Raw genomic sequence first — 21,242 nt, forward strand, 5'->3', positions numbered from 1 at the left:
CAAGAACATCTCAATAATAAATTTCCATAAAACAACAAACAAAATCGGTAACTTTTTCTTGAAACTGTAACAAGCAAGTGTGACCGATTTTTGGCCGCTATTTTGAGGCGAAACGGACCGGCTCAATTGACAGAGGGTTCGCTTGTCGATTGATTTCGTGGGGAAAAAACGGATGGGGCGGAGAGACGGTTGACAAGCTCGACGAATTAATCGGATTGTGAAGAACCGTCAAGTTGTTACAACTATCCAGTCAGCCTTGGGGAATGGCGGCTAAGGAAAACCCGGGCATATAAACTGTCATCTCGCTTTCATTTTTGACGCGGAAATTTAACCATTGGGACGTCGAGCGAACACCGGAAGGAATATGTTGCCCCGAGTTGTAACAGGGTCTGCGGAAACTATGAAGCCGGCGGGTCGATAGATAACCCGTCTTCCGCGCGGCGCCACTTCCGCATGTAGAGCGCTTAAAGAAAGACGTGCGCGACGCCGCCGGTTTTGCACCGCTAGTGCTGTGGCACGCCTTCACGCCATTCAGCCCAATGCGTTGCAATCTCCTGTACCAGCGGATTGCCCGCCCGATACAAATTGTCGATAGCCGGCGTGAAACCGCCCTGAGATGCGTAATTGAGGAGATTGTCGGAGGCGGATTGCCCGTCGTAAGGCCGGTCAAAATCCGAACCCGCACGCACGGCCGCCACCCGGTTCAAATCCACGCGATGCACACTCGCCGCCCGCGACAACGCCTCGTACGTCGCGTTGTCCTCCTGCTGCGTCGTGCAATACACGCCGCGACCGTCGGTCACGAGCTTCGTCCGGTCGCGCGCCCTCTCGCCGATGTACTTCCCCGACCACCATGTATCGCCTGCCAGCGTGTCGCACTGGATCACCTTGGGCGGCTGGTTTGCCGGCGCGTAGCTGAACTTGGCGCGCGCGGTCTGCGCTTCGGGGCTATCGGCGAGCGTTACATTCTTCGATAACGCATAGGCTGCATCGGCCAGAGCCGGATTTAGCTGGAACACCTCGGTCTTGTAATCGAACGGAGGTTTCTCGGTCGGGCCTTTCGTATTGATACCGATAAAACCGCTCGGCCAGCTATCCGGCTTTTCACGCGCATCGAGCTCCCACTGGATACCGAAATCGACAAGATATTTTGCCCACGCAGCGGACCCGATCGTGCCTTGCGCCGGGTCGATACCCGCGATCCCCGCGATCATGAAATAGGTTCGGCGCAGATCGAATTTATCGGAGAACGTGAGCGCCATCAGCGAAGCCGCCGCGTTTGCGTGGCCCATGCCGGTGGTCATCACGCAGACCTCGTGCCGATTGCAATTCACGACCGGATAATCCGGAGATAGTCCGGCCACGTGAATGGCCTTCCAGGGGCCGAGTTTGTCGAGCCAGACCTGGCCCTCAGGGCCGAACATGGAAATGATCATGACCTTGACGGGCTGGCCGTGGTGGCCGGCAAAACCATTGTCGCTGCCGAAGTTATCCGAATCCTGCGCAAACGTTGACGCGCACGCGCTGAACAAAAACGCGGCCGTCGCGGTTGCCAGGCTCAATGCGGGAATCCGGGTGACGGCACGGGCGACTACACGGCGGCGGCTGCGATTGGAAACGAGAGAGTCGAGCGACGAACGGAGGATCGATTTCATCTTGGCGGCACCGTAAGTGGAAGGAGAACGCGAGGTGAAACACACGACAGGAAGCCGGACTGGACCGTGCGGCAATCTGGCCGGTAAGCTTGGACCCTTCAGTACCGCTTGCCGGACGCTCCTGCGTTGAGCGCATTATAGAGGGACGATGTATGCCGTTGTAAGAGACATAGAATGTTCCGGTAACAGCTCTCAAGCACTAGTCTTGCTGATTCGTTTGCCCGCTTGTTTGTTGTCGAATCCACTTGTCCGCAAGGCATCCATGTCCAACACTGCCGCTTCACGAATGATCGATGCGTTTCACGCCAGCCGTGTCGAGGACCGTCAGCACGTCGAGTTGTGGCTCGAGGCGACCGGCGACAGCGCCGTCGCACTCGAGGCGTTGTGGTCCGAGGGTGAACATCATCGGGGACATGCGCGCGCGGCCATGGACCGGCTGGTCGCGCTGGCGGACACGCACGGAGTCATGCTCTCGCTCGTGCCGCGTCCGCTCACGCAAAAAGGAGAAGACCCCGCCACGCCATCCGTCGATCACACCGCGCCTGCCAGCGCCGCGCTCGAAGCGTTTTATGGCCGGCTGGGATTCGAACGTTCCGGGGGCAAGTTCGAAGGCTCGCCAGTGATGGTGCGCTCGCCGCGTTGATCGGCGTGCGTGTCAGTTGAAGGATCGCCTGAGGCATCGCCGCGTTGATCGCCCTTCAAGGCTGTATCCAGCTCTTCCGTATCGCCGCCCTTCACGATCACGAAATTGCGCTGCGGATTCGCTATCTCGATGCCGCGCTCCTTGAAGCGATCCACAATGCGCCGGTTGAATTCACGCTGCACGCCCCAGCGCGCAGTATCGCGACACTGGATCTGGCCGGCCAGCGTGACGCTGGAACCATCGACCGCGTCCACGCCCCACAAGCTGAAGTCGGAGATGATGCCGTCCTTGAACGCATCGTCTTCACGCAGCGACGCCCCGATCTCCTTGAGGGTATCCGATGCCAGGTCCACGTCTTCCCCGAGCGCGATACTCACGCGCACCGCGGCATTGCCAATGCCGCGATTCGTGTTGTTCACCGTCGATACCGAACTGAACGGCACGGTAAACAGCGACCCGTCACCGCCCCGCAAACGCACGGTGCGGATCGACAGATATTCGACCGTCCCCGACACGCCCGCGAGCGTGACCGAGTCGCCCACTTGCATCGCGTTCTCCATCAACAGGAAGATGCCGGTGATCAGGTCCTGCACGAGCTTTTGAGAACCGAAACCCAGCGCTACGCCGAAGATGCTCGCGCTCGCGAGCAACGGCGCCGTGTTCACGCCGATCTCGCTTAACCCGGTCAACACAACGACCATCGCGATCACGATAAACAGCGCGCTACGCATCATGGGCAGCAGCGTGGTAAGACGCGCGGCCCGCAAGCGGTCGCCGCTGTTGGTCCACGTTTCAAGCCGTTGCTCGACCATCACGTTCGCGCCTTCCCACACGATCACGGCGAACGCTGCTGCGACCCCGATCGTGATGAGCGCCGATGCAAGCCGATGACCCACGCCGCCGGATGAGAACAGTGACAGGACGTGAAGCCCCCAGACCTGCAGCAACGTCAGCAAGGTTACGACGACGATCGCCGTCCTCACGACACGCCGCATCAGCGGGTAATAGCGATACGCGTGCTGGTGCACGATCGACTTGCTCGCCAGGTCGTCATCGCCGCCCGCGGTATGAAAGAGCCGGCCTAGCGCACCGAACGCCACAATGGCGACCACGCGCGCCGCCACCAGCACGAGCACCGAGACGCCGAACAGATGAAACAGCGTGCGATAGCCGTTGTGTACATCGAGCGCCCAGACGAACCACAGCGCGAGCACGAAGAACACGGCGAGCCCGGCCCAGACATCGGCGATCCAGTTACCCAGCAGTACGAATGAACGACGCCCCCTGACGCTCTCGCGAATCCACGCAGCCACCGGTACGCGGCACTTGAGGATCACGATAGCGATCAGCACATGCGCGACCAGCGCGACTGCCTTGAGGATGGCATCGTGCGCGGTATCGGTCATGCCCAGCGGCTCCGCAGCCTCAGCGAGCGCCGAGCCCGCTCCCGCCACCCACACGATGCGCACCAGCCAGTCGTGCGCGAAGCGCGCTGCGTCGTCGCTGATCTGGATCAGGCGCAGACCCGGCGCGCGCGGTGCGATGAAGAAATCGGTGGCGATCACAATGCCCCGGCACACCAGGTACACATCGATCAGCGCGGCGACGGAACGGCCTTGCGGCGTCGTGTCGTCGATGAAAATGGACATCAGCACCGCCGCCACGGCCGTGAACACGATCAGCGGCGCCAACGCGAGCAAGCCGTGAAGGACAGCGCTCGGCAACCGCTGCAAGAGCGTCCAGTGACGCGCTGCATGGCGCACGCCACGGGCGGTATCGGTCTTGCGCTCGGCGACCTCGATAGCCGCCTCGTTGCCCGAACGGTCCGCGACGGCCTCGGCGCGAACGGCAGCGCGCTCCTCCTGCGCAAGCTCGGGCTTGGCTGCATCCACGTCCACGATCCCGCGAGCCGCGATCCGCGCGCGCAGCCGGCGCAGCCATCGTGAACTCAGGTATTCCAGCAGCAGTGCGGGTAACAAAGAGATGGAGATCGACCAGATCACCTGGCCGACGAGATCCCGGCCGCTGGCGGTCGCGGTGCGCTGGTGCCACCATCGCATCACCGAGCCGTAGTCGAGCAGCGCAGTAACGGAGCGGCGCAAGCCGCCGCTCAGCTCGACGAGCCAGCCACCCGCCTCATGTGAAATCTGCGACGCCAGACCGTTGCTCGTGAGGGATTTCGCCAGCACGCTCGCGGCGCCCGATGCGCCGCTCGCCGCCGACGCGGTCGCCGTCGCCGGGCTCGCTGAGGCGGCCTGTACGGGCGTTGCAAGCGCTCCAGCAGCCGCGACGGCGCGCAGTGTGTCTTCGATCTGGCTGCGGCGTGCAGGGTCGTTGAGGACCGCCAGCGCGGCGCGCGCCTGTTCGGGGGTCAGCGTGACCGTTGAAGAACCAGGGACTGGATGGGCAGCGCTGGCTGCATTCGCTGCAGGGGCGAGCGTGCTGCTCAGGACGCCAAGAAAAACCAGGACAACGAGAACAATTTTGCGCATGGGCGAGGATGAGGAACTCGGTTAGGAAAACCGCCACGGATGCGCCCGGCCGGCAGCGCGATTGAACCTGCGGTGATCACTCTCAAGCTGGAATGGTTCGTGCATCAAACATCTGATCAAAACTACCGGAATCGCGTATGCATGTCCAAATTACGCGCACTAAACGATCCACGCGACCCATTCGAATGGGCCTTTCCGCTGCAGCGCTGGCGCTGTCGGCGACCGGACTGCTGTTAGCACTTCTCGCGCCCGGGCGAGCCTCCGCCGCGGAGCGCGCCAATCTTGAGCGGGCCGCGAAGCCCATCCCGCCATCGGCTGCAGCAGTGAACAAGCACGTTGACAGCGTTGCACCGCCGGATGAAGGCACCACGTTGCTCCCTGCCAGCGGCGACACCCAGCTTCCCGCGACACCCGATACCCCACGACCGCACTATGGCCGGCCGCCTGCGCATTTGCCGTGATTGTGGATCTTGCACGGCATCGTGAAGTTTAGGGGAATTGTGGTTGCGTGCTTATGTACAACACCAGGTACGTCACTAAGCGCGCGCCTCAGCCACGCGCGGAATATCCGGTTCGAAGAAGACCCAACGCGCTTCGGGAAACGCGCGTTGCAGATCTGCTTCGATCACATTGATAGCATCGACCATCGCGCGGCCGCTGTCGTAATCCACCATCTCCGCTTGCACGGCGACCACGATCTGCTTGCCCCACTGCAGCGTAATCAGGTTGATCACGCGAACAATTTCCGGGCGCGCGCGCAAGTGAGCATCGATAGCCCGGCGCACTTCCGGACTCGCCGATTCACCGACGATCATCGACTTCACCTCGCGGGCGACCAGATACGCGATCACCATGAGCAGCACGCCGACGCCAATCGAACCCGCAGCGTCGTACACAGGATTGCCGGTGATCATGGTCATGAGCACGGCGCAGAACGCGATTGCCAAACCCGCCAGCGCAGCAACGTCTTCGCCTGTGACCACGATCAATTCGGACTCGCGTGTCTCGCGAAACCATCGCCAGAGGGACTTGTTTCCAGACGTCTTGCGAATCTCGCGCAACGCGCCGGCCAGCGAAAACGATTCGAGCACAACCGATACCCCTAGCACGACGAGCGCGACAATCGGGTTACTGACCACTTCATGCCCGGCGATCCGATGCACGCCTTCATACACCGAAAACGCGCCGCCGACGAAGAACAGCAGCAGCGCGACGAGCATGGAATAGAAGTAGATTTCGCGGCCCGAACCGAGCGGATGCAGCACGTCGGCAGGCGCCTGGGAACGCTTGAGTCCGAACAGCAGCAAGAGCTGGTTGCCGCAGTCAGCGGTGGAGTGAATGGCCTCGGCAAACATGGAGCCGGAACCGGTGAACGCGGCCGCGCCAAACTTGCAGACGGCGATGCCAAAGTTGGCTGCGAGCGCGTAAAAAATGGCTTTCGGCGATTCTTCTTTCATCGTGCTCCTGGCGGACGGGGGTCAGGGACGCTCTCGGGAATTCAACCTCGCGGGGTTCCGGCTACAGGCGCGCTATACGACTTCCACGCGGCCCGCTCCATCGACCATTTCTCCAATCACGGCCGCCTGATCAAAGCCGTCCGCGCGGAAGATGGCGAGCACTTCGTCGACTGCCTCGGTCGCGCACGACACCAGCAAGCCGCCTGAAGTCTGCGGGTCGGTGAGCAGATTTCGGGCCACATCGTGCAATGACGACGACAGCGTGATGTCGTGCCCGTAAGCAGTCCAGTTGCGCCCGGATGCGCCGGTGACCACGCCCGCTTTCGCAAACGCCTCGACGCCGGGAAGCCACGGCAAGTCGGCGTATCGCAGGCGTGCAGTGAGCCCGGCGCCGCGGCTGAGTTCCAGCGTGTGACCGAGCAGGCCGAAGCCGGTTACGTCGGTGAGCGCGTGCACGGGGTCGAGTAGAGCCAGATCCGCGCCCGGGCGATTGAGCTTGGTCGTGGCGGCGATCATCGCGGCGTAGCCGGCGGCATCGAGTTGATCCTTCTTTAGCGCCGCCGACAACACGCCCACGCCGAGCGGCTTGCCAAGGATCAGCACGTCGCCGGGGCGAGCCGACGCGTTACGCTTCACGCGCTTCGGATGCACGATCCCAATTGCCGCGAGGCCATAAATGGGCTCGACGGAATCGATTGAATGACCGCCCGCGAGCGGGATGCCTGCTTCGGCGCAGACCGACTCGCCGCCCTTCAGCACGGCCGCGATCACCTCGTGCGGCAGCACGTTGATCGGCATGCCGACGAGCGCGAGCGCGAGGATCGGTTTGCCGCCCATGGCGTAGACATCGGAGAGCGCGTTGGTCGCGGCAATACGGCCGAAGTCGAACGGGTCATCGACAATCGGCATGAAGAAGTCGGTGGTGGCAACAATCGCCTGCTCATCGTTCAAACGATAAACCGCCGCGTCGTCGGCGGTGTCGTTGCCGACCAGCAAGTCGGGGAAAAACGGCAATGGAACGCTGCGTTTCAACAAGTCGGCAAGGACGCCCGGCGCGATCTTGCAACCGCAGCCGCCACCGTGGGACAGGCTGGTCAGTCGGGGCGACGGGGTTGAATTCAGCTTGAGATCAGTCATTCGCGGTTATCCGGCAAAGTGGCGTGTGGCCGATATTATCGTGCTTGTTGCCTGAGAACGTGGTGACCCGCGAGTCGCGCTTGCCGATTCAGGCGTAACTCGCATAAAGCATGAAGGCGCCGTTCACGCGGTACACTTCACGTCACGGTCTGATGCCGTGTTTCAATATCCGTCAACCGCTCTGTGCCATCTACTGCTATCCGCATGAAATCCTGCATGAAATCTGGACCTCTCGTATTCGGCTTGATCCTCTGCGCATCGATCGTTCAATTCAGTCACGCGCAGACAACGAAAACGCCCGGTCCTTTGAAAGAAGACTACGCGTACCTGACCCGCATGCACGTGCCTGACCCGGTGATCCGCTGCGTGGCCGCGTTTGATCGATGGGTCGCCATGACGCCCAAGTACGACACGTTCATCGTCCCGGACCGGCGCGTGCTGCGCGCCAAGGTCGACAACGACACCACCATCTTTAGTGCGGTCAACCCCATACCCGTAGACGAGGTCATCGCCATGCGCGCGTTCGCCAAAGTCCGCGGAAAGTCGCAATGGACGCGTGTAGACAGCCGCTGCGGCGTGCGCGAAGGCCGTGTGGTCGGCGTGTCGCTGACCCCAAATGTAAGGCCGCAGATCGTTCGGTAACAGCGCCGGAGGCGAAAGGCTTCAGCGCCTTTCGCGAATATTTCCAATCATACTTTTCCTTACAAACGCAAACGGCTTGTCATTTATCTAATTGCTAAATTGATTTCACGGATTTCACTTGGAGAAACCGATGAAACGATTAGCAATTCTTGCCACGCTCGCAGTACTCCTCGGCAGCACTCTTGGCGGTTGTATCGTCGTACCGGATGGCGGTGGATACCATCATCACGACTACGGCCGTTATTAAGCATGCTGCCAAGCGTGGCTTAGCTGGATAGAGCTTCAAACCAAACAACAAGCGCGAAGGAAACCAACATGTTGACACTCAAAAAAAGCTTGGCAGTCGCATCGCTCGCGGTGGCGGCAGCAACGAGTCTCGGCTTCACCACTACAGCGTCCGCCGACGAACACTTCCGTCCCGGCTATGTTCATGTAGACAGTCGTGGCTGGCATGGCGACCGGTATTACGATGGGCATCGCTACTGGGAACGGCGCGAGTGGGAACGCCATCACGCGCCGCGTAATTACGGCCCTCCGCATCGTTACTATTGATCGTTGAGCGGCTGCGTTTGCAGGCCTTAACAGGCCTTAAAAGCGAAAAAGCCAGGGACGTCCCTGGCTTTTTCGTTTTCGGCCGGCTTAAAGCAGCGCGCCTTGATCACGCGCTGGCAGTCTCACGCCATTTGCGGGTATCGCGTAACGGCGGCGCACCGAACAGGCGGCTGTACTCGCGGCTGAATTGCGATGCGCTCTCATACCCCACGCGATGCGCCGCTGTTGCTGCATCGGTCATGTCGATCATCATCAGGCGGCGCGCTTCCTGAAGCCGCAACTGCTTCTGGTATTGAAGCGGGCTCATCGCCGTGACGGCCTTGAAATGATGATGCAGCGACGACACGCTCATATGCACGTCGCGAGCAATCGACTCCACGCGCAACGGCTGATCGAAATGCTGACGCAGCAGCATGATCGCCTTTGCAATGCGCTGCGTCTGGCTGTCCTGCAGCGCAATCTGGCGCAAGCGCGCGCCGGGACCGTTCATCAGCAGCCGATACAAAATCTCGCGCTTGACCAGCGGCGCGAGGATCGGAATGTCCTCGGGCGTGTCGAGCAGGCGCAGCAAGCGCAACACGGCATCCATCAGCGACGTGCCGAGGCGGTTCACATAAAGACCGCGCGAAGCGTCCGCGGGCGTCGACGGCGGCAGGCTTTCGTCGCGGATCAGCTTGGTGATTTCCTCGACATCGAGGTCAAGCCGCATGCCTAAGTACGGCTTGTCCTCGGTCGCGCCGGTCACCTGCCCCATCACCGGCAGATCCACCGATGAAACCAGATAATGCATGGGGTCGTACACATACAGTTCGTCGCCCACCATGATCCGCTTCGATCCTTGCGCGATCACGCCAAGCGCCGGCGTCTGGATGCCGTGACTCGGGCCGCCGCAATGCACGATCCGATGCAGGAACAAACCGTGCACCGCCGTCTGGCATGTACCGGTGGTATCCGCCGTGAAGCGATCCAGCAACGCGACAAGATCGAGCCGGGCGTGATCGAGGCCTGGATCAAGCGGCGCGGAGGCAGCATCACCATTGACAGCGTGATCAGTGTGGTTCGTAGAGTCGATGGCGGAATCCGCCGTCTCATTCAGGGCCATGATTCGCAGATAGTGAGTTTGCTCGGCTGTTGCCCGGAAACGGCCACAGTCATGCAAGGATGGAGAAGAGTTGCCGTCTGTCAGGTGCCGACCGGATGCCATTCAGCTTCCATTCAAAATGCTAATGGCGATCAATCGCGCATTGCCGGCGAATGGCATCCAGCTTACTCGCGCCCGCGTGTTTTCGCCCAGCGCTACACACGGCGTTTGCAGGATCGGGCAATGATCCGACAGGATCAGGCTAGCCACGCTTCGCGGCACAGGCAGATACTGCTTCATCGCGGCGATGCTGAAACACCGAACGGGCGTTCGGTTGTTCGGTCGCGAAGCGGCCAGCGTAAAGCTTACAGGCCGCTAGTTCAGGATGAATTCTAAGGGACCCAGCATGCGTAACAGAAAATTCGGCAATACCGGCTTGTTCGTTTCGGAATTGTGCCTCGGTACGATGACATTCGGCGAAGGCGGCATGTGGACCAATATTGGCGGCCTGAAACAGGCGGACGCGGACAAACTCGTGGGCCGCGCGCTGGACGCGGGCATCAACTTCATCGATACCGCCGACGTCTATGCCGACGGTACATCGGAGATCATGACCGGCCAGGCGCTTAAAAACCTGAAAGTGCCGCGAGAAAACGTGGTGGTTGCCACCAAGATCCACGGCGAAACCGGCACGAAGGGCATCAACTCGCGTGGTGCGTCGCGGTATCACATTATCGACGGCGTGAAGGCGAGCCTGAAACGGCTGCAACTCGATCACATCGATTTGTATCAGCTGCATGGCTTCGATACCGCCACGCCTATCGAAGAAGCGCTGCGTGCACTCGATAACCTCGTGCAGCACGGTCATGTTCGGTACATCGGCGTATCGAACTGGGCAGCGTGGCAGATCGCCAAGGCGCTTGGCATTTCGGAGCGGCTCGGCCTGGCGCGTTTCGAGTCGCTGCAGGCGTATTACACGATTGCCGGACGCGACCTCGAACGTGAAATCATCCCGATGCTGAAGAGCGAGAACGTCGGCCTGATGGTCTGGAGTCCGCTTGCCGGCGGTCTGCTGAGCGGCAAATACAAGCGCGACGGCAGTTCAGCGGAACCGGGCCGGCGCACGAACTTCTCGTTTCCGCCGGTGAACATGGATCGTGCATTTGATTGCATCGATGCCATGACCAAAATGGCCGAAGCCAAGGGCGTGACCGTGGCGCAAATCGCGCTCGCGTGGCTGCTGCATCAGAAGGCGGTGACGAGCGTGATTGTCGGGGCGAAGCGGATCGAGCAACTCGACGACAATATCGCGGCGACGCAAGTGAAGCTGAACGACGACGAACTCGCCGCACTCGACGAAGTCAGCCAACTTGCCAGCGAATATCCGGGCTGGATGTTTGCACGTCAGGGCGAATATCGCTTGATGCAATTGAAGGAATCGAGCGGGGAATAGCCGGTTGTTTAGTTAGCCACGTGTTGAAGCGGCAAGGTCATGAGCACCGACTCGTGATACTTGCCGTCTATTTTTAGCGAACGCGGTTCACGCGCGTACTCGACGAACCCGACCGAGCGATACAGCCGTTGCGCCGCTTCGTTGTGCGGCGCAACCGTCAGTTGGACTTCCTCCACCACCGTGCGTGCGTGGCTCAGGACGGCTTGCACGAGAGCAAGTGCCAATCCGGTCCCGCGCGCTGCCGGGCGCACGTACATGCCCACCAGCGAGCCCTTGTGCCGCTGTTTGGCGCCTTGCTGTACCACCAGTCCGGCGACGCCGGCCAGTTCGCTGCCGTTTTCGCTTCCGTTGTTCAAAAAACCGCCGAACACGGCAGAATTCACGATCCGCTGCTCGAACCACGCAAGTGGTTGCTCGGCTTCGTCTTCCCATGCCGATCCGAAACCATCGGGGTGCCGGGCGAGACCTTCGAGCCTGATATCGCGATATGCGCTGGCATCGGAGGCAGTGAGACGGCGGATGGTGAATGGCATGGACATGAGAACCTTGAGCGGTGACTGGGCGCGCGGGAACGCTGGTAAAAGCGCCAGTTTCGCACGCACGGCGCGCCCGCTCCAAGCCGGATTGCCCAAGCCATCGGCCTAGATGATCGGCTTGCCGCCCGTCACCGCGATCGTCGCGCCGGAGATGTAACTCCCTTCATCCGATGCCAGCAGCACATATGCCGCCGCCAGTTCGGCCGGCTGCCCGGGGCGTTTCATCGGCACTTGCGAGCCGAAATTCCTGACCTGCTCGGGTTTCATCGTCGATGGAATCAGCGGTGTCCAGATCGGCCCCGGCGCCACGCCGTTCGCGCGGATGCCCTTCTCCGCCAGCAACTGCGCGAGGCCACCCGTAAAGTTCTGGATAGCGCCCTTCGTGGTGGCATACGCGATCAATCCGGGATTCGGACTATCCGCGTTCACCGACGTCGTGTTGACAATCGCGCTGCCCGGTTGCATGTGCGGCACGGCGGCTTTCGTGATGCGGAACATCGCGCCGATATTCGTCGAAAAGGTCTTGTCCCATTCTTCGTCGCTGATGTCCTCGAGGCTGTCGTAGACCATCTGGTAAGCGGCATTGTTGACGAGCACATCGATGCGCCCGAACGACTCCACGGTCTTCGCGACCAGTTCGCGGCAAAACGCGTGGTCAGTGATATCGCCGGGCAGCAGCAGCGATTTCCGGCCCGCTTCCTCGACCCAGCGAGCGGTTTCCTTCGCGTCCTCGTGCTCGTTCAGATAGGCGATGGCGACGTCCGCGCCTTCCCGGGCGAACGCGATCGCCACCGCGCGGCCGATGCCGCTGTCCGCGCCGGTGATCAACGCAATCTTGCCGTCAAGCTTGCCCGAACCCTTGTAGGTTTTCTCGCCGTGATCGGGCGCGGGATTCATCGGCGCGCTATGGCCGGGTTGCGCGTCCTGCTGCTGGTCCGGGAAGGGTGGTTTGGGATAGGAAATCTGGGCCATGGCGGTCTCACAGAAAACGATTGATGGAAGACCAGGATTCAGCAAGCAGCGGACCCAAGGAAAGATGACCATTTCGCGGGTTTCGCTAATGGCGCGCGTTCGTAGCCAAAACCTTTATCCGCATTCCAGATATAGCCTATCCACGTTATCGCGTTGCGCGATACCCGACAGTGCGCAAGACTGTGTCCACAAAATCAACGCGCATTCAGGAGACATTCATGCGTACACAAGTCGGCATTATTGGCGCGGGTCCTGCGGGCCTCCTGCTCTCCCATCTTCTCCATCTTCGCGGCATTGAATCGGTCGTGCTCGAGGCACGCAGCCGCGGCGATATTGAATCCACCATCCGTGCAGGCGTTCTCGAACAAGGCACGATGGACCTGCTGAACGAGGCGGGACTCGGCGCACGGATGCTGGCCGAAGGCGCGGTGCATCACGGCTTCGAACTCGCGTTCGAAGGGCAACGAAAGCGCATTGCACTGACCGAGCTCACTGGCCATTCGATCACCGTCTACGCTCAGCACGAAGTCATCAAGGATCTGGTCGCCGCGCGGGTGGCAGCCGACGGCGCGTTGAAATTCGGCGTCACCGACGTGTCGTTACACGACTTCGACGATGGCGCCGGCACTACCCGTCCCAGCATCCGCTACAGACACGAAGGGTTCGAGCACGAACTGGAGTGCGACTTCATTATTGGCTGCGACGGCTCGCAAGGTGTTGCACGCGGGTCGATGCCCCAGGCAGGGAGGCACGACTATCAGCGCATTTATCCGTTCGGCTGGTTCGGGATCCTGGTCGAAGCGCCGCCTTCGGCGCACGAGTTGATTTACGCTCGCCACGATCGCGGTTTTGCGCTTATCAGCACCCGCTCGCCGAATGTGCAGCGCATGTACTTCCAATGCGACCCGAAAGAATCAGTCGATGCCTGGTCCGACGACCGCATCTGGTCAGAACTCCATGCACGCGTCGACACGCTCGATGGCTGGCAGATCACTGAGGGGCGGATTTTCCAGAAGAATATTGTCGGCATGCGCAGCTTTGTCTCCACGCCGATGCAATCCGGCAAGCTGTTCCTCGCCGGCGACGCCGCGCACATTGTCCCGCCCACCGGCGCAAAGGGTATGAATTTAGCGGTATCCGACGTTCGTATCCTCACCGTCGCCTTGCAGGCGTTCTACGAAGAAGGGACGAGCGACAAGCTGGATCGCTACACCGAAACTGCGCTAAAGCGCGTCTGGCGCGCGGAGCATTTTTCGTGGTGGATGACCCGGATGCTGCACAAGCTCGACGACACCTCGCCATTCGAACAACGCCTGCAAGTGGCCGAGCTCGAACACGTGACTACCTCACGCGCCGCCGCCACGGCGCTGGCCGAAAATTACGTCGGCAGCGTCGCGGTTTAGTTGGCGAGTAGCGGCGCGCTAAGCGGCTTAGTGGTAACGCCGCTTAGCCACGGTGGCAGCGTTTTTCGCGCTGGTTAAAGCACCGCCACAACCCGGATATCGCCTTCGATAGACGGCACGACCTGCCCGCCCACGCGCCGAAAGGTTATCGACACGGTCTTGTCGCCGACCCGCAACTCACCAATCTCCAGCCAGTCGATACCATCGGGCAACTGCGGCCGGTCGATACGCACCTCCTGCCGCTCGGCATCGATCGTGACCCCGAGACAAGCCTCGAGGATCATGAACGGCGACCCGGCTGCCCAGGCTTGCGGCAGACACGCGACCGGATAGCCGATCGGCCGCTCGCCACGTTGCCGGGTGAAGCCGCAGAACAGCTCGGGCAAACGCATGTCGAACGTGACCGCCGCTTCGAACAATGCCTGCAACAAGCGCACCGCGCCGCTGCGGTCACCGTAGCGCGCGAGTCCGCGAGCGCACATGGCGCTGTCGTGCGGCCAAACGGAGCCGTTGTGATACGACATCGGATTAAACCGCGGCTGGCCTGCCGCCAGCGTACGGACGCCCCAGCCGGTGTTGAACAAGGTCGACTCAAGCTGGCGCGCGACTGCTTCACCGCGGCTGCGCTCGACGAGATCGAAGGCCAGCAAGTGTCCCGCATTCGATGCCAACACCTTGCACAACTCGCCCTTGCCATCGAGCGCAATCCCGTAGAACTCCGACTCGGGCATCCAGAACATGGTTTCCACGCGCTCACGGATGTTTTGCGCGCGTTGCTCGAAGTCCGTCGCCTGATCCGGTGCGTTGCGCTGCCTTGCGAAGCGCGCCATGGTGGCGAACGCGGTGGATGCATAGGCCTGAACCTCAACGAGTGAGATTGGCCCGATGGGGAAACTGCCGTCGGCGTGAAACACGGAGTCGCCGCTGTCTTTCCAGCCTTGGTTGGCAAGCCCCGCTTCGGTTGCGCGCTGATAGCTCAGCAGGCCGAATTCGTTCTTGTCGCAATGACGCGCGATCCATTGCGCCGCGAGTTGCAGCGCGGGCCACAATTCATCGATCAGCGCCGCGTCACCCGTGCGCTCGGCGTACGCGCCGGCCAGCGCGACGAACAGCGGCGTGCTGTCGACCCCGCCGTAGTACATCGCAAACGGCACTTCGCCCGTCGCAGCCATTTCGCTATTGCGGGTCTCGTGCATGATCTTGCCGACTTCCGCATCACGAAATGCGGAGTCCTCCCGCGCCTGATGCGCCGCGAGAAAGCGCAGCACGCCACGAGCAAGAGACGGATCGATCCACAACATTTGCAGCGACGTAATGATGGCGTCGCGGCCGAAAGCCGTGGAAAACCAAGGAATACCCGCGTACGGATACGGTCCCGTTTCAAGATCAGTCGTCAGCAAACCAAGATCGGCGAGCGAACGATCGATCCATTCGCTGAACAGCGGATTGCTCGAGCGCACGCGTGCCACTGAACGCCGCCGCTCGCGCATGCGCCGGTGGGCATCGACAAGCGCCTCGCGAATCGCCGGCCGCCCCGATTCCGGCGCACATTCGGCGCCTTCCTCCGCGATCTTCTTGCTTTCCGCGCTGGCATCGCTCAACGCGTGGGTAACGGCCGTGATCGACAAATAGATCGACATGGCGGTTTCCGACTGGATTCGCAGTACGTAATCCGCGCGATTGACCGAGAGCGAATGCGGCGCAGGCGAAAACTGGATGCGCGCGGTCCGCTCGACTTCGTCCAGACCCGTATAGCGCAATACGACCTCGCCGTTTTCGATGCACGGTTCGCGCATGGTTCCGCGTTTCGGGCGCGTGGAGCCGCGCACCTCGAACATGTCGTGGAAGTCGGCGGCGAAGTTGATGGAAAGCGGCACGGTGGCTGGTTCCGTGCCGTAGTTGGTCAACACAATGGCTTCGTGCAGCACGTGCCGCGACAACACGCGGCGGCGCTCGACGTGGATCACACCCTCAGGCGTGCTCGCCCCGCCAATGAGCGGTAGCGGCCGGTTGGTCAAATGCGCGGTAAACACGGCGTTGTCGCTCGACACGCTGCCCGACAGAAGCGACGGCGAACGCCCGCCGAAGGTCAGGCGCAACTGCGACAACACGCGGGTGTCATTCACGAAAAGACCGTCGTCATTACCGCGAATGTCGCCATTCGCGTCGTTGACCACGAAGGTATTGCCGGCCTTGAGCACAAACTGACGCTCGTTCGCGTAATTCGTATGTTCAGTTGCGATAAACGCGCCGTCCGTGTTTGTTTCGGGCGTCGACGGAGGAACCTCAAGAACGCCGGCCGTGCTGCGGATCGGGTCGGGCATGTCGTCATGAGCGGGGCCATGGGCAGATTCGCGAGCGATGTCACTGGGCTGCTGGTCGCTGAGTGCCTGCTTTGCTTGCTGTTGTTCCTTCGTTTCCATTACACCTTCCTGAAAGAGTTGCCTGGACACCCGGCCGATTGTACGGCCAGAGCCTGCGGATCAAATTTTTGCGGACCCGAGGCAAGCGCAACGCGGAGCCGCTATCATCGACCGTTTTTCGACCGACGTTCACCCAACCGGTTCTCCCCGCCGCATGTCTTTTCCTCACATCGACTTACTGTATTCAGCATCCGGCCTGGCCGTCGGCTTCCTCGTGGGCCTGACCGGAGTAGGCGGCGGCTCGCTGATGACGCCGCTGCTCGTGCTCCTGTTCGGCATCCACCCGGCCACCGCGGTCGGCACGGACTTGCTCTACGCGGCCGCGACCAAGACCGCCGGCACGCTGGTCCACGGCATCAAGGGTTCCGTGGACTGGCGCATCACCGGCCGGCTCGCGGCGGGAAGCATCCCCGCGGCAGCCATCACCCTGCTCCTGCTTAACCGGTACGGTTTGAACACACCCGCCGCCGCCCGGGTGATCCAGCTCGTCCTTGGCTACGCGCTGCTGGTGACCGCCGTCTCGCTCGTGTTCCGTCCGCAGCTTGCGCGCCTGGCCTACAAGACCGGCATGGCCCGCGAAGCCAGCGGCAAGCCGGGGACTGCGAGCCGTGAGACCCGCACCGTGGCCTGGACCGTACTCACCGGCGCGATCCTGGGTGTACTCGTTTCAATCACCTCGGTCGGCGCGGGCGCCATTGGCGTGACCGTTCTGTTGCTGCTCTACCCGCGTTTGCCGACTGCGCGGATAGTCGGATCGGACATTGCGCATGCGGTTCCGCTTACGCTCATTGCAGGGACCGGCCACTGGCTGCTCGGTTCCGTCAACTGGGACCTGCTGCTGTCCCTGCTCGTGGGTTCGCTGCCAGGGATCGTGCTGGGCAGCATGCTTTCCTCCCGGGCGCCGGAGGTACTGCTGCGAAACGTGCTGGCGGCCACCCTGGTGATTGTTGGCGTAAAACTGGTTCTCAGTTGATTCTCGGGCAGTTCGAACGATAGTAGTCGCCCAGCGTGACGCTTTCCAGTCGACCGAACGGCATAGGGGTCCTGGACGAGCCGTTTTTGGGCGCATAGGCCGTTTGGTCAGCTATCGGAAAGCGCTAGGTTTCGGGCAAGATTCAGGTGGACGGAAGGGGCTCAAGCAATCCGCAAAGGGCGATGCGCAGACGCTCCACCATGGCGGCCCGTTACCATCGCGTGCTCGTGCATTGCTTTGATTCGCGGGTTTGATTCAAAATAGTCCGCGACAATTGAGCCGCATTTGTTGAGACCTATTATTTAGTCACCTCAATAAGCATATTGTTTAGCCACATCATTGTTTCGCTACGTCATTAAGCGTTGTTTAGCCGCCAGACATCCAGGAGCTGCGATGAGCCACACTGAGGATCCCCGCGACGAATCACCCGCGTCCGACCTGCCTCAAGATCCCGCCCGTCGGCGCCTGCTTGTGGCCGGCGTCGGCTTGGCAGGCCTGACCGGATTGTCGCTAAGCGGCTGCAATCTCTTTGACTCGCGCCCGGCTACTCCTAAGACCGCTGCTGACATTGCACTCGACCGAACGCTGCAGGCACGTGTCCGTCATATCGTGGTGATCTACGCGGAGAATCGCAGCTTCAGCAATCTTTGGGGTAACTATCCCGGCGTGCAATATCCGCTGGAGGCCGTGCCTGCGTCGCGCTACGTGCAGCTTGACCGCGACGGCCGTACGCCCATGCCTGTCCTGCCGAAAATCTGGGGCGGCCTCGTGCCGCAAGCGCAAGAAGTGGACGGCAGGCGCTACATGATTTCGGAGAAACAGATTGATGGCGTGCCGAACGGACCGTTTCATCTCGTCGACGCTGAGGGACAGCCGCTGCCCAACGGCGTGATTACGCGCGATCTCGTGCATCGTTTTTATCAGAACCAGATGCAGATCAACGCGGGCCGCAATAACCAGTTCGCCGCATGGGGCGATTCCGGCGGCCTGGTCATGGGGCATTACCGCAATTCCGCTGAATCGCTGAAGCTCTGGAACATCGCCCAGAATAACGTGCTGTGCGACAATTTCTTTATGGCCGCGTTCGGCGGGTCCTGGCTCAATCATATTTATCTGATTTCAGCGCAAGCCCCGTTTTATCCGGACGCACAGAACGGCCCCGCGAAAAAGCTCCTGTCCGTTGTAGATGGCGGCGATCCGCTGGGCACGCGGCTGAAGCTCGCGGCTGATTCACCGGCATCGGCGCTGGACGGCCCCCCGTCCTACGTCAACGACGGCGCGCTCACAGCCGACGGCTATGCCGTCAACACCATGGCGCCGCCGTATCAGCCGAGCAATGTTCGCCCTGCGGAAGGCGGCGATCCGGCGCTGGCGGACCCATCGAACTATCGCGTGCTGCCGGCGCAGACTTACGCGACCATCGGCGACCGCTTGTCGGACAAAGGCGTGGACTGGGCGTGGTACAGCGGCGGCTGGGACTATGCGCTCACGCATCGCGACACCGGCATGGTTCCCGATTTCCAGTATCACCATCAACCGTTCAATTATTTCCGCAGCTTCGCGCCCGGCACGCAGGCTCGCACGCAACATCTGCGCGACGCGGGTCTGGGTGACGATCCGTCGACGAACAAACTCATCGCGGATATTGACGCGGGGCGCCTGCCGGCTGTGACCTTCTATAAACCGCAGGGCAATCTGAACATGCATGCGGGTTACGCCGATGTCGAATCGGGTGACCGGCATCTCGCCAACCTGGTCGAGCGAATCCAGCGCGGGCCGCAATGGGAAAACACGGTCGTGATCATCACGCACGACGAGAACGGCGGCTGGTGGGATCACGTGCCGCCGCCGAAAGGGGATCGATGGGGACCGGGGTCGCGCATTCCGGCCCTGGTGATTGCGCCGTTCGCGAAGAAAGGGGTGGTTGACCATACGGTGTATGACACGAACTCGATCCTGCGCTTTATCACGCGCGTCCACGACCTGGTGCCACTTGACGGTGTTGTCGCGCGCGACCGTGCATTTGCGGCAAATGGCGAAGCGCCGCTAGGGGACATGATAGCGACGCTCGATCTCGCTTGAGCCGCGCATACGTCAGGGTGGCGGACGGTTGAATCGCATACGCCCCGGCAGCAAATGCCTCGGCCGCGAGCGCCGCGACCGTGAAGGCCTTGGCCGTGAAATGCCCGGGCGACGAACCGCTCACTACCACGCGCCGCTGCAAGGAACGTAGGCAGTGCAACTGGAAAGGGATCGCCAAGCGAACGCCGCACACCCGCTAAGACACCCGCGAGCCGTCGATCCGGCCCGCACGGGCGTCGGCGGCATCTGACGCTTCCTCGCGCCATTCGCGCCGCGAGCGCAGCATCTTGCGCACCGCGAGCCGCGCCATCTTGAGATAGCCGAATGGCCGCGGATCGGCCAGCATGCTCAGCGCCCTCGCATAGTCCAATGTCAGGCCGGGCGTCCAGGCCATGGTGGCCGCGCGCTTGCGGATCTGCGCCGCGACCCATAACTCCGGCGTGACGATCAGGCGCAGGAACGCGCGCCAACCGGTATCGCGGCCATCGAATGTCCCCACCGCCCCTTCGAGCGCCGCTTCCAGCGCCTTGGAAACCGTGCTCGAACAATTCCGGTACGTGAGGTTGTACGTCGGATCCTGCCGATATTTGTCCCAGAACGCCTGCAGCCGGTCCGGCCGGTAATTGCGAATGCGCACACGGGTCGTGGATTCGCACCAAGCCTTCGATTCCGTCGCGTAATCCGGCTGGAATGTGCCCGGCACGTTGTTCTCGCGAGTCGCGCGCAAGAGGCGCCCGAACTCATCCGGCGAACGGTCGATTTCGACGCCCGGATATAGGCTGATGTAAATGCCCTCGGGCGACTCAAGCGCCGCGTGGCCCGTCGAGATGACGCCGTTGGCATCGACGGCCGCAATGTAGCGGTCCACGATCAGGCGCCGGTTGGCCTGCGCCCGCGCGGACCCGACCGGCGTCCACACATGCACGGTCAGCGCTTTTTCATCGGCGGCGGGAGGGCCGTCCCATTCGAACGGGCTGTCCGCTTCAGTCGCCACCGCGCCGGCGGCAGCCTTTGCGGTGGCGGATTTTTCGGCGAGGGTGGGATCGGCGATGACGTCATCGGAGAGCGACAGCGCCTTCTCGTTTTCAGGCGGCAGGGTTTCCATGCGGCGCACGCGAAACGCGATCCACAGCATGTTCCAGCCGCCGAACGCGAGTCCAAGCCCAATTGCGTAAGGCGCGGTGCCAACGTAATGCGTGGGATACGGTTCGAAGAAAAATACAGCGAGCAGGATCTCGACAATGGCCAATGCCAGCACGATCCTCCATCGGCTATAACGCACCACGATGGCCGACACGCTTTGCAGCAGGCCATCGGCGAGAAAAAGCGTGCCGAAGATCATCGACAGAACGAAGTTGCCGTGATGATTGCCCGCCATGATCAGCAGCGCGGCGAGCGTGAACGCGCCGCCTTTCACGTAACGCAGCGTGCGCTGGCCGCCCACGCCAATATGGGCAACGGCGAGCGTCGCGAGACCTTCAATGAGCAGCAGCCAGGCGAAGACGTGAATAGGAAAATACAGTACGCCGTCGAGGGCATCGATAAACACCGATACCCCGATCACCAGCCAGATGCCTCCGGCCACGGCAAGCGTGACCCATCGGCGGCGCAAATAGTCCACGCCCAGCAGAAACAGCACGAGTTGGATCATGACGTCACCTGTAAGAACGCGACCTCGCCATGATAAAAGCGCTGCCGCGTTACGCCAACGGGATTCGAACGACTGTGCGCTCGCCTTGGT

The 21,242-nt window shown here is 61.6% G+C and carries 17 protein-coding genes; 8 read left to right on the plus strand and 9 right to left on the minus strand.

All coding sequences use genetic code 11. From position 1 onward, the window contains the following. Positions 1-503: 503 nt before the first annotated feature. Positions 504-1,655 (minus strand): purine-nucleoside phosphorylase, encoded by a 1,152-nt coding sequence (locus tag ACSQ83_RS20770; RefSeq protein WP_436229435.1) that lies wholly within the window; start codon positions 1,653-1,655, stop codon positions 504-506. A 262-nt stretch (positions 1,656-1,917) separates the two neighbouring features. Between ACSQ83_RS20770 and ACSQ83_RS20775 the strand changes: the two genes are divergently transcribed. After that, the gene (locus ACSQ83_RS20775) at positions 1,918-2,298 is read left to right on the plus strand and encodes a hypothetical protein (RefSeq protein ID WP_436229436.1); all 381 of its coding nucleotides are present in this window, start codon (positions 1,918-1,920) and stop codon (positions 2,296-2,298) included. Here ACSQ83_RS20775 and ACSQ83_RS20780 read toward each other — a convergent pair. Further along, positions 2,223-4,790 carry a mechanosensitive ion channel family protein gene (locus ACSQ83_RS20780; protein WP_436229437.1) on the minus strand — a complete coding sequence of 856 codons (2,568 nt, stop codon included), beginning with the start codon at positions 4,788-4,790 and terminating at the stop codon, positions 2,223-2,225. The two genes, ACSQ83_RS20775 and ACSQ83_RS20780, sit on opposite strands and share 76 nt — an antisense overlap. 137 nt (positions 4,791-4,927) lie before the next feature. Here ACSQ83_RS20780 and ACSQ83_RS20785 point away from each other — a divergent pair, with 137 nt between their 5' ends. Further along, entirely contained in the window at positions 4,928-5,251 is a 324-nt protein-coding gene (locus ACSQ83_RS20785; protein WP_414950888.1) for a hypothetical protein, read from the plus strand. Between the two features lie 75 nt (positions 5,252-5,326). On the opposite strand, the gene ACSQ83_RS20790 is transcribed toward ACSQ83_RS20785, so the two are convergent. Both ACSQ83_RS20790 and selD read right to left on the minus strand, forming a co-directional pair. Continuing rightward, complete coding sequence (locus ACSQ83_RS20790) at positions 5,327-6,247, minus strand: cation diffusion facilitator family transporter (protein WP_414968259.1); 921 nt, start codon at positions 6,245-6,247, stop codon at positions 5,327-5,329. 72 nt (positions 6,248-6,319) lie between these two features. Then, positions 6,320-7,384: a selenide, water dikinase SelD gene (gene selD, locus ACSQ83_RS20795; protein WP_436229438.1), complete on the minus strand. Its 1,065-nt coding sequence runs from the start codon at positions 7,382-7,384 to the stop codon at positions 6,320-6,322. A gap of 216 nt (positions 7,385-7,600) precedes the next feature. On the opposite strand from selD, the gene ACSQ83_RS20800 reads away from it, so the two are divergent. Both ACSQ83_RS20800 and ACSQ83_RS20805 read left to right on the plus strand, forming a co-directional pair. Then, positions 7,601-8,026 carry a BspC domain-containing protein gene (locus ACSQ83_RS20800; RefSeq protein WP_414968261.1) on the plus strand — a complete coding sequence of 142 codons (426 nt, stop codon included), beginning with the start codon at positions 7,601-7,603 and terminating at the stop codon, positions 8,024-8,026. 315 nt (positions 8,027-8,341) lie between these two features. Further along, entirely contained in the window at positions 8,342-8,578 is a 237-nt protein-coding gene (locus ACSQ83_RS20805) for a hypothetical protein (RefSeq protein WP_299706265.1), read from the plus strand. 106 nt (positions 8,579-8,684) lie between these two features. Here ACSQ83_RS20805 and ACSQ83_RS20810 read toward each other — a convergent pair whose 3' ends face one another. Beyond that, the gene (locus ACSQ83_RS20810; protein ID WP_414950884.1) at positions 8,685-9,680 is read right to left on the minus strand and encodes an AraC family transcriptional regulator; all 996 of its coding nucleotides are present in this window, start codon (positions 9,678-9,680) and stop codon (positions 8,685-8,687) included. A 385-nt stretch (positions 9,681-10,065) separates the two neighbouring features. On the opposite strand from ACSQ83_RS20810, the gene ACSQ83_RS20815 reads away from it, so the two are divergent. Next, the gene (locus ACSQ83_RS20815) at positions 10,066-11,112 is read left to right on the plus strand and encodes an aldo/keto reductase (RefSeq protein WP_436229439.1); all 1,047 of its coding nucleotides are present in this window, start codon (positions 10,066-10,068) and stop codon (positions 11,110-11,112) included. 8 nt (positions 11,113-11,120) lie between these two features. Here the strand turns inward: ACSQ83_RS20815 and ACSQ83_RS20820 are convergent, their stop codons facing one another. Together ACSQ83_RS20820 and ACSQ83_RS20825 are read right to left on the minus strand one after the other, a co-directional pair. Next, positions 11,121-11,645: a GNAT family N-acetyltransferase gene (locus tag ACSQ83_RS20820; protein ID WP_414968263.1), complete on the minus strand. Its 525-nt coding sequence runs from the start codon at positions 11,643-11,645 to the stop codon at positions 11,121-11,123. Between the two features lie 108 nt (positions 11,646-11,753). Next, positions 11,754-12,620 (minus strand): glucose 1-dehydrogenase, encoded by an 867-nt coding sequence (locus tag ACSQ83_RS20825; RefSeq protein ID WP_414968264.1) that lies wholly within the window; start codon positions 12,618-12,620, stop codon positions 11,754-11,756. Positions 12,621-12,838: 218 nt separating this feature from the next. Here ACSQ83_RS20825 and ACSQ83_RS20830 point away from each other — a divergent pair, with 218 nt between their 5' ends. Next, positions 12,839-14,023 carry a 4-hydroxybenzoate 3-monooxygenase gene (locus tag ACSQ83_RS20830; RefSeq protein ID WP_414968265.1) on the plus strand — a complete coding sequence of 395 codons (1,185 nt, stop codon included), beginning with the start codon at positions 12,839-12,841 and terminating at the stop codon, positions 14,021-14,023. A 74-nt stretch (positions 14,024-14,097) separates the two neighbouring features. Here ACSQ83_RS20830 and ACSQ83_RS20835 read toward each other — a convergent pair whose 3' ends face one another. Beyond that, positions 14,098-16,347: an amylo-alpha-1,6-glucosidase gene (locus ACSQ83_RS20835; protein WP_436229455.1), complete on the minus strand. Its 2,250-nt coding sequence runs from the start codon at positions 16,345-16,347 to the stop codon at positions 14,098-14,100. Between the two features lie 253 nt (positions 16,348-16,600). Here ACSQ83_RS20835 and ACSQ83_RS20840 point away from each other — a divergent pair, with 253 nt between their 5' ends. Together ACSQ83_RS20840 and ACSQ83_RS20845 are read left to right on the plus strand one after the other, a co-directional pair. After that, on the plus strand, positions 16,601-17,419 hold the full coding sequence (locus tag ACSQ83_RS20840) for a sulfite exporter TauE/SafE family protein (protein WP_414968266.1): 819 nt from the start codon (positions 16,601-16,603) through the stop codon (positions 17,417-17,419). 393 nt (positions 17,420-17,812) lie between these two features. Next, positions 17,813-19,501: an acid phosphatase gene (locus ACSQ83_RS20845; RefSeq protein WP_436229440.1), complete on the plus strand. Its 1,689-nt coding sequence runs from the start codon at positions 17,813-17,815 to the stop codon at positions 19,499-19,501. A gap of 196 nt (positions 19,502-19,697) precedes the next feature. Here ACSQ83_RS20845 and ACSQ83_RS20850 read toward each other — a convergent pair whose 3' ends face one another. After that, complete coding sequence (locus ACSQ83_RS20850) at positions 19,698-21,152, minus strand: HdeD family acid-resistance protein (protein ID WP_414950876.1); 1,455 nt, start codon at positions 21,150-21,152, stop codon at positions 19,698-19,700. Positions 21,153-21,242 lie beyond the last annotated feature (90 nt).

It is taken from the genome of Caballeronia sp. LjRoot29 (genome assembly GCF_964252755.1).
Taxonomy (GTDB): domain Bacteria; phylum Pseudomonadota; class Gammaproteobacteria; order Burkholderiales; family Burkholderiaceae; genus Caballeronia.

Bases quoted from the DNA above. Each gene is read 5' to 3' on its own strand.
- ACSQ83_RS20815 (WP_436229439.1), top strand. From the start codon at position 10,066: ATGCGTAACAGAAAATTCGGCAATACCGGCTTGTTCGTTTCGGAATTG.
- ACSQ83_RS20835 (WP_436229455.1), bottom strand. From the start codon at position 16,347: ATGCCCGACCCGATCCGCAGCACGGCCGGCGTTCTTGAGGTTCCTCCG.
- selD (WP_436229438.1), bottom strand. From the start codon at position 7,384: ATGACTGATCTCAAGCTGAATTCAACCCCGTCGCCCCGACTGACCAGC.
- ACSQ83_RS20830 (WP_414968265.1), top strand. From the start codon at position 12,839: ATGCGTACACAAGTCGGCATTATTGGCGCGGGTCCTGCGGGCCTCCTG.
- ACSQ83_RS20840 (WP_414968266.1), top strand. From the start codon at position 16,601: ATGTCTTTTCCTCACATCGACTTACTGTATTCAGCATCCGGCCTGGCC.
- ACSQ83_RS20800 (WP_414968261.1), top strand. From the start codon at position 7,601: ATGAAATCTGGACCTCTCGTATTCGGCTTGATCCTCTGCGCATCGATC.
- ACSQ83_RS20820 (WP_414968263.1), bottom strand. From the start codon at position 11,645: ATGCCATTCACCATCCGCCGTCTCACTGCCTCCGATGCCAGCGCATAT.
- ACSQ83_RS20810 (WP_414950884.1), bottom strand. From the start codon at position 9,680: ATGGCCCTGAATGAGACGGCGGATTCCGCCATCGACTCTACGAACCAC.
- ACSQ83_RS20785 (WP_414950888.1), top strand. From the start codon at position 4,928: ATGCATGTCCAAATTACGCGCACTAAACGATCCACGCGACCCATTCGA.
- ACSQ83_RS20805 (WP_299706265.1), top strand. From the start codon at position 8,342: ATGTTGACACTCAAAAAAAGCTTGGCAGTCGCATCGCTCGCGGTGGCG.
- ACSQ83_RS20825 (WP_414968264.1), bottom strand. From the start codon at position 12,620: ATGGCCCAGATTTCCTATCCCAAACCACCCTTCCCGGACCAGCAGCAG.
- ACSQ83_RS20780 (WP_436229437.1), bottom strand. From the start codon at position 4,790: ATGCGCAAAATTGTTCTCGTTGTCCTGGTTTTTCTTGGCGTCCTGAGC.
- ACSQ83_RS20770 (WP_436229435.1), bottom strand. From the start codon at position 1,655: ATGAAATCGATCCTCCGTTCGTCGCTCGACTCTCTCGTTTCCAATCGC.
- ACSQ83_RS20845 (WP_436229440.1), top strand. From the start codon at position 17,813: ATGAGCCACACTGAGGATCCCCGCGACGAATCACCCGCGTCCGACCTG.
- ACSQ83_RS20775 (WP_436229436.1), top strand. From the start codon at position 1,918: ATGTCCAACACTGCCGCTTCACGAATGATCGATGCGTTTCACGCCAGC.
- ACSQ83_RS20850 (WP_414950876.1), bottom strand. From the start codon at position 21,152: ATGATCCAACTCGTGCTGTTTCTGCTGGGCGTGGACTATTTGCGCCGC.
- ACSQ83_RS20790 (WP_414968259.1), bottom strand. From the start codon at position 6,247: ATGAAAGAAGAATCGCCGAAAGCCATTTTTTACGCGCTCGCAGCCAAC.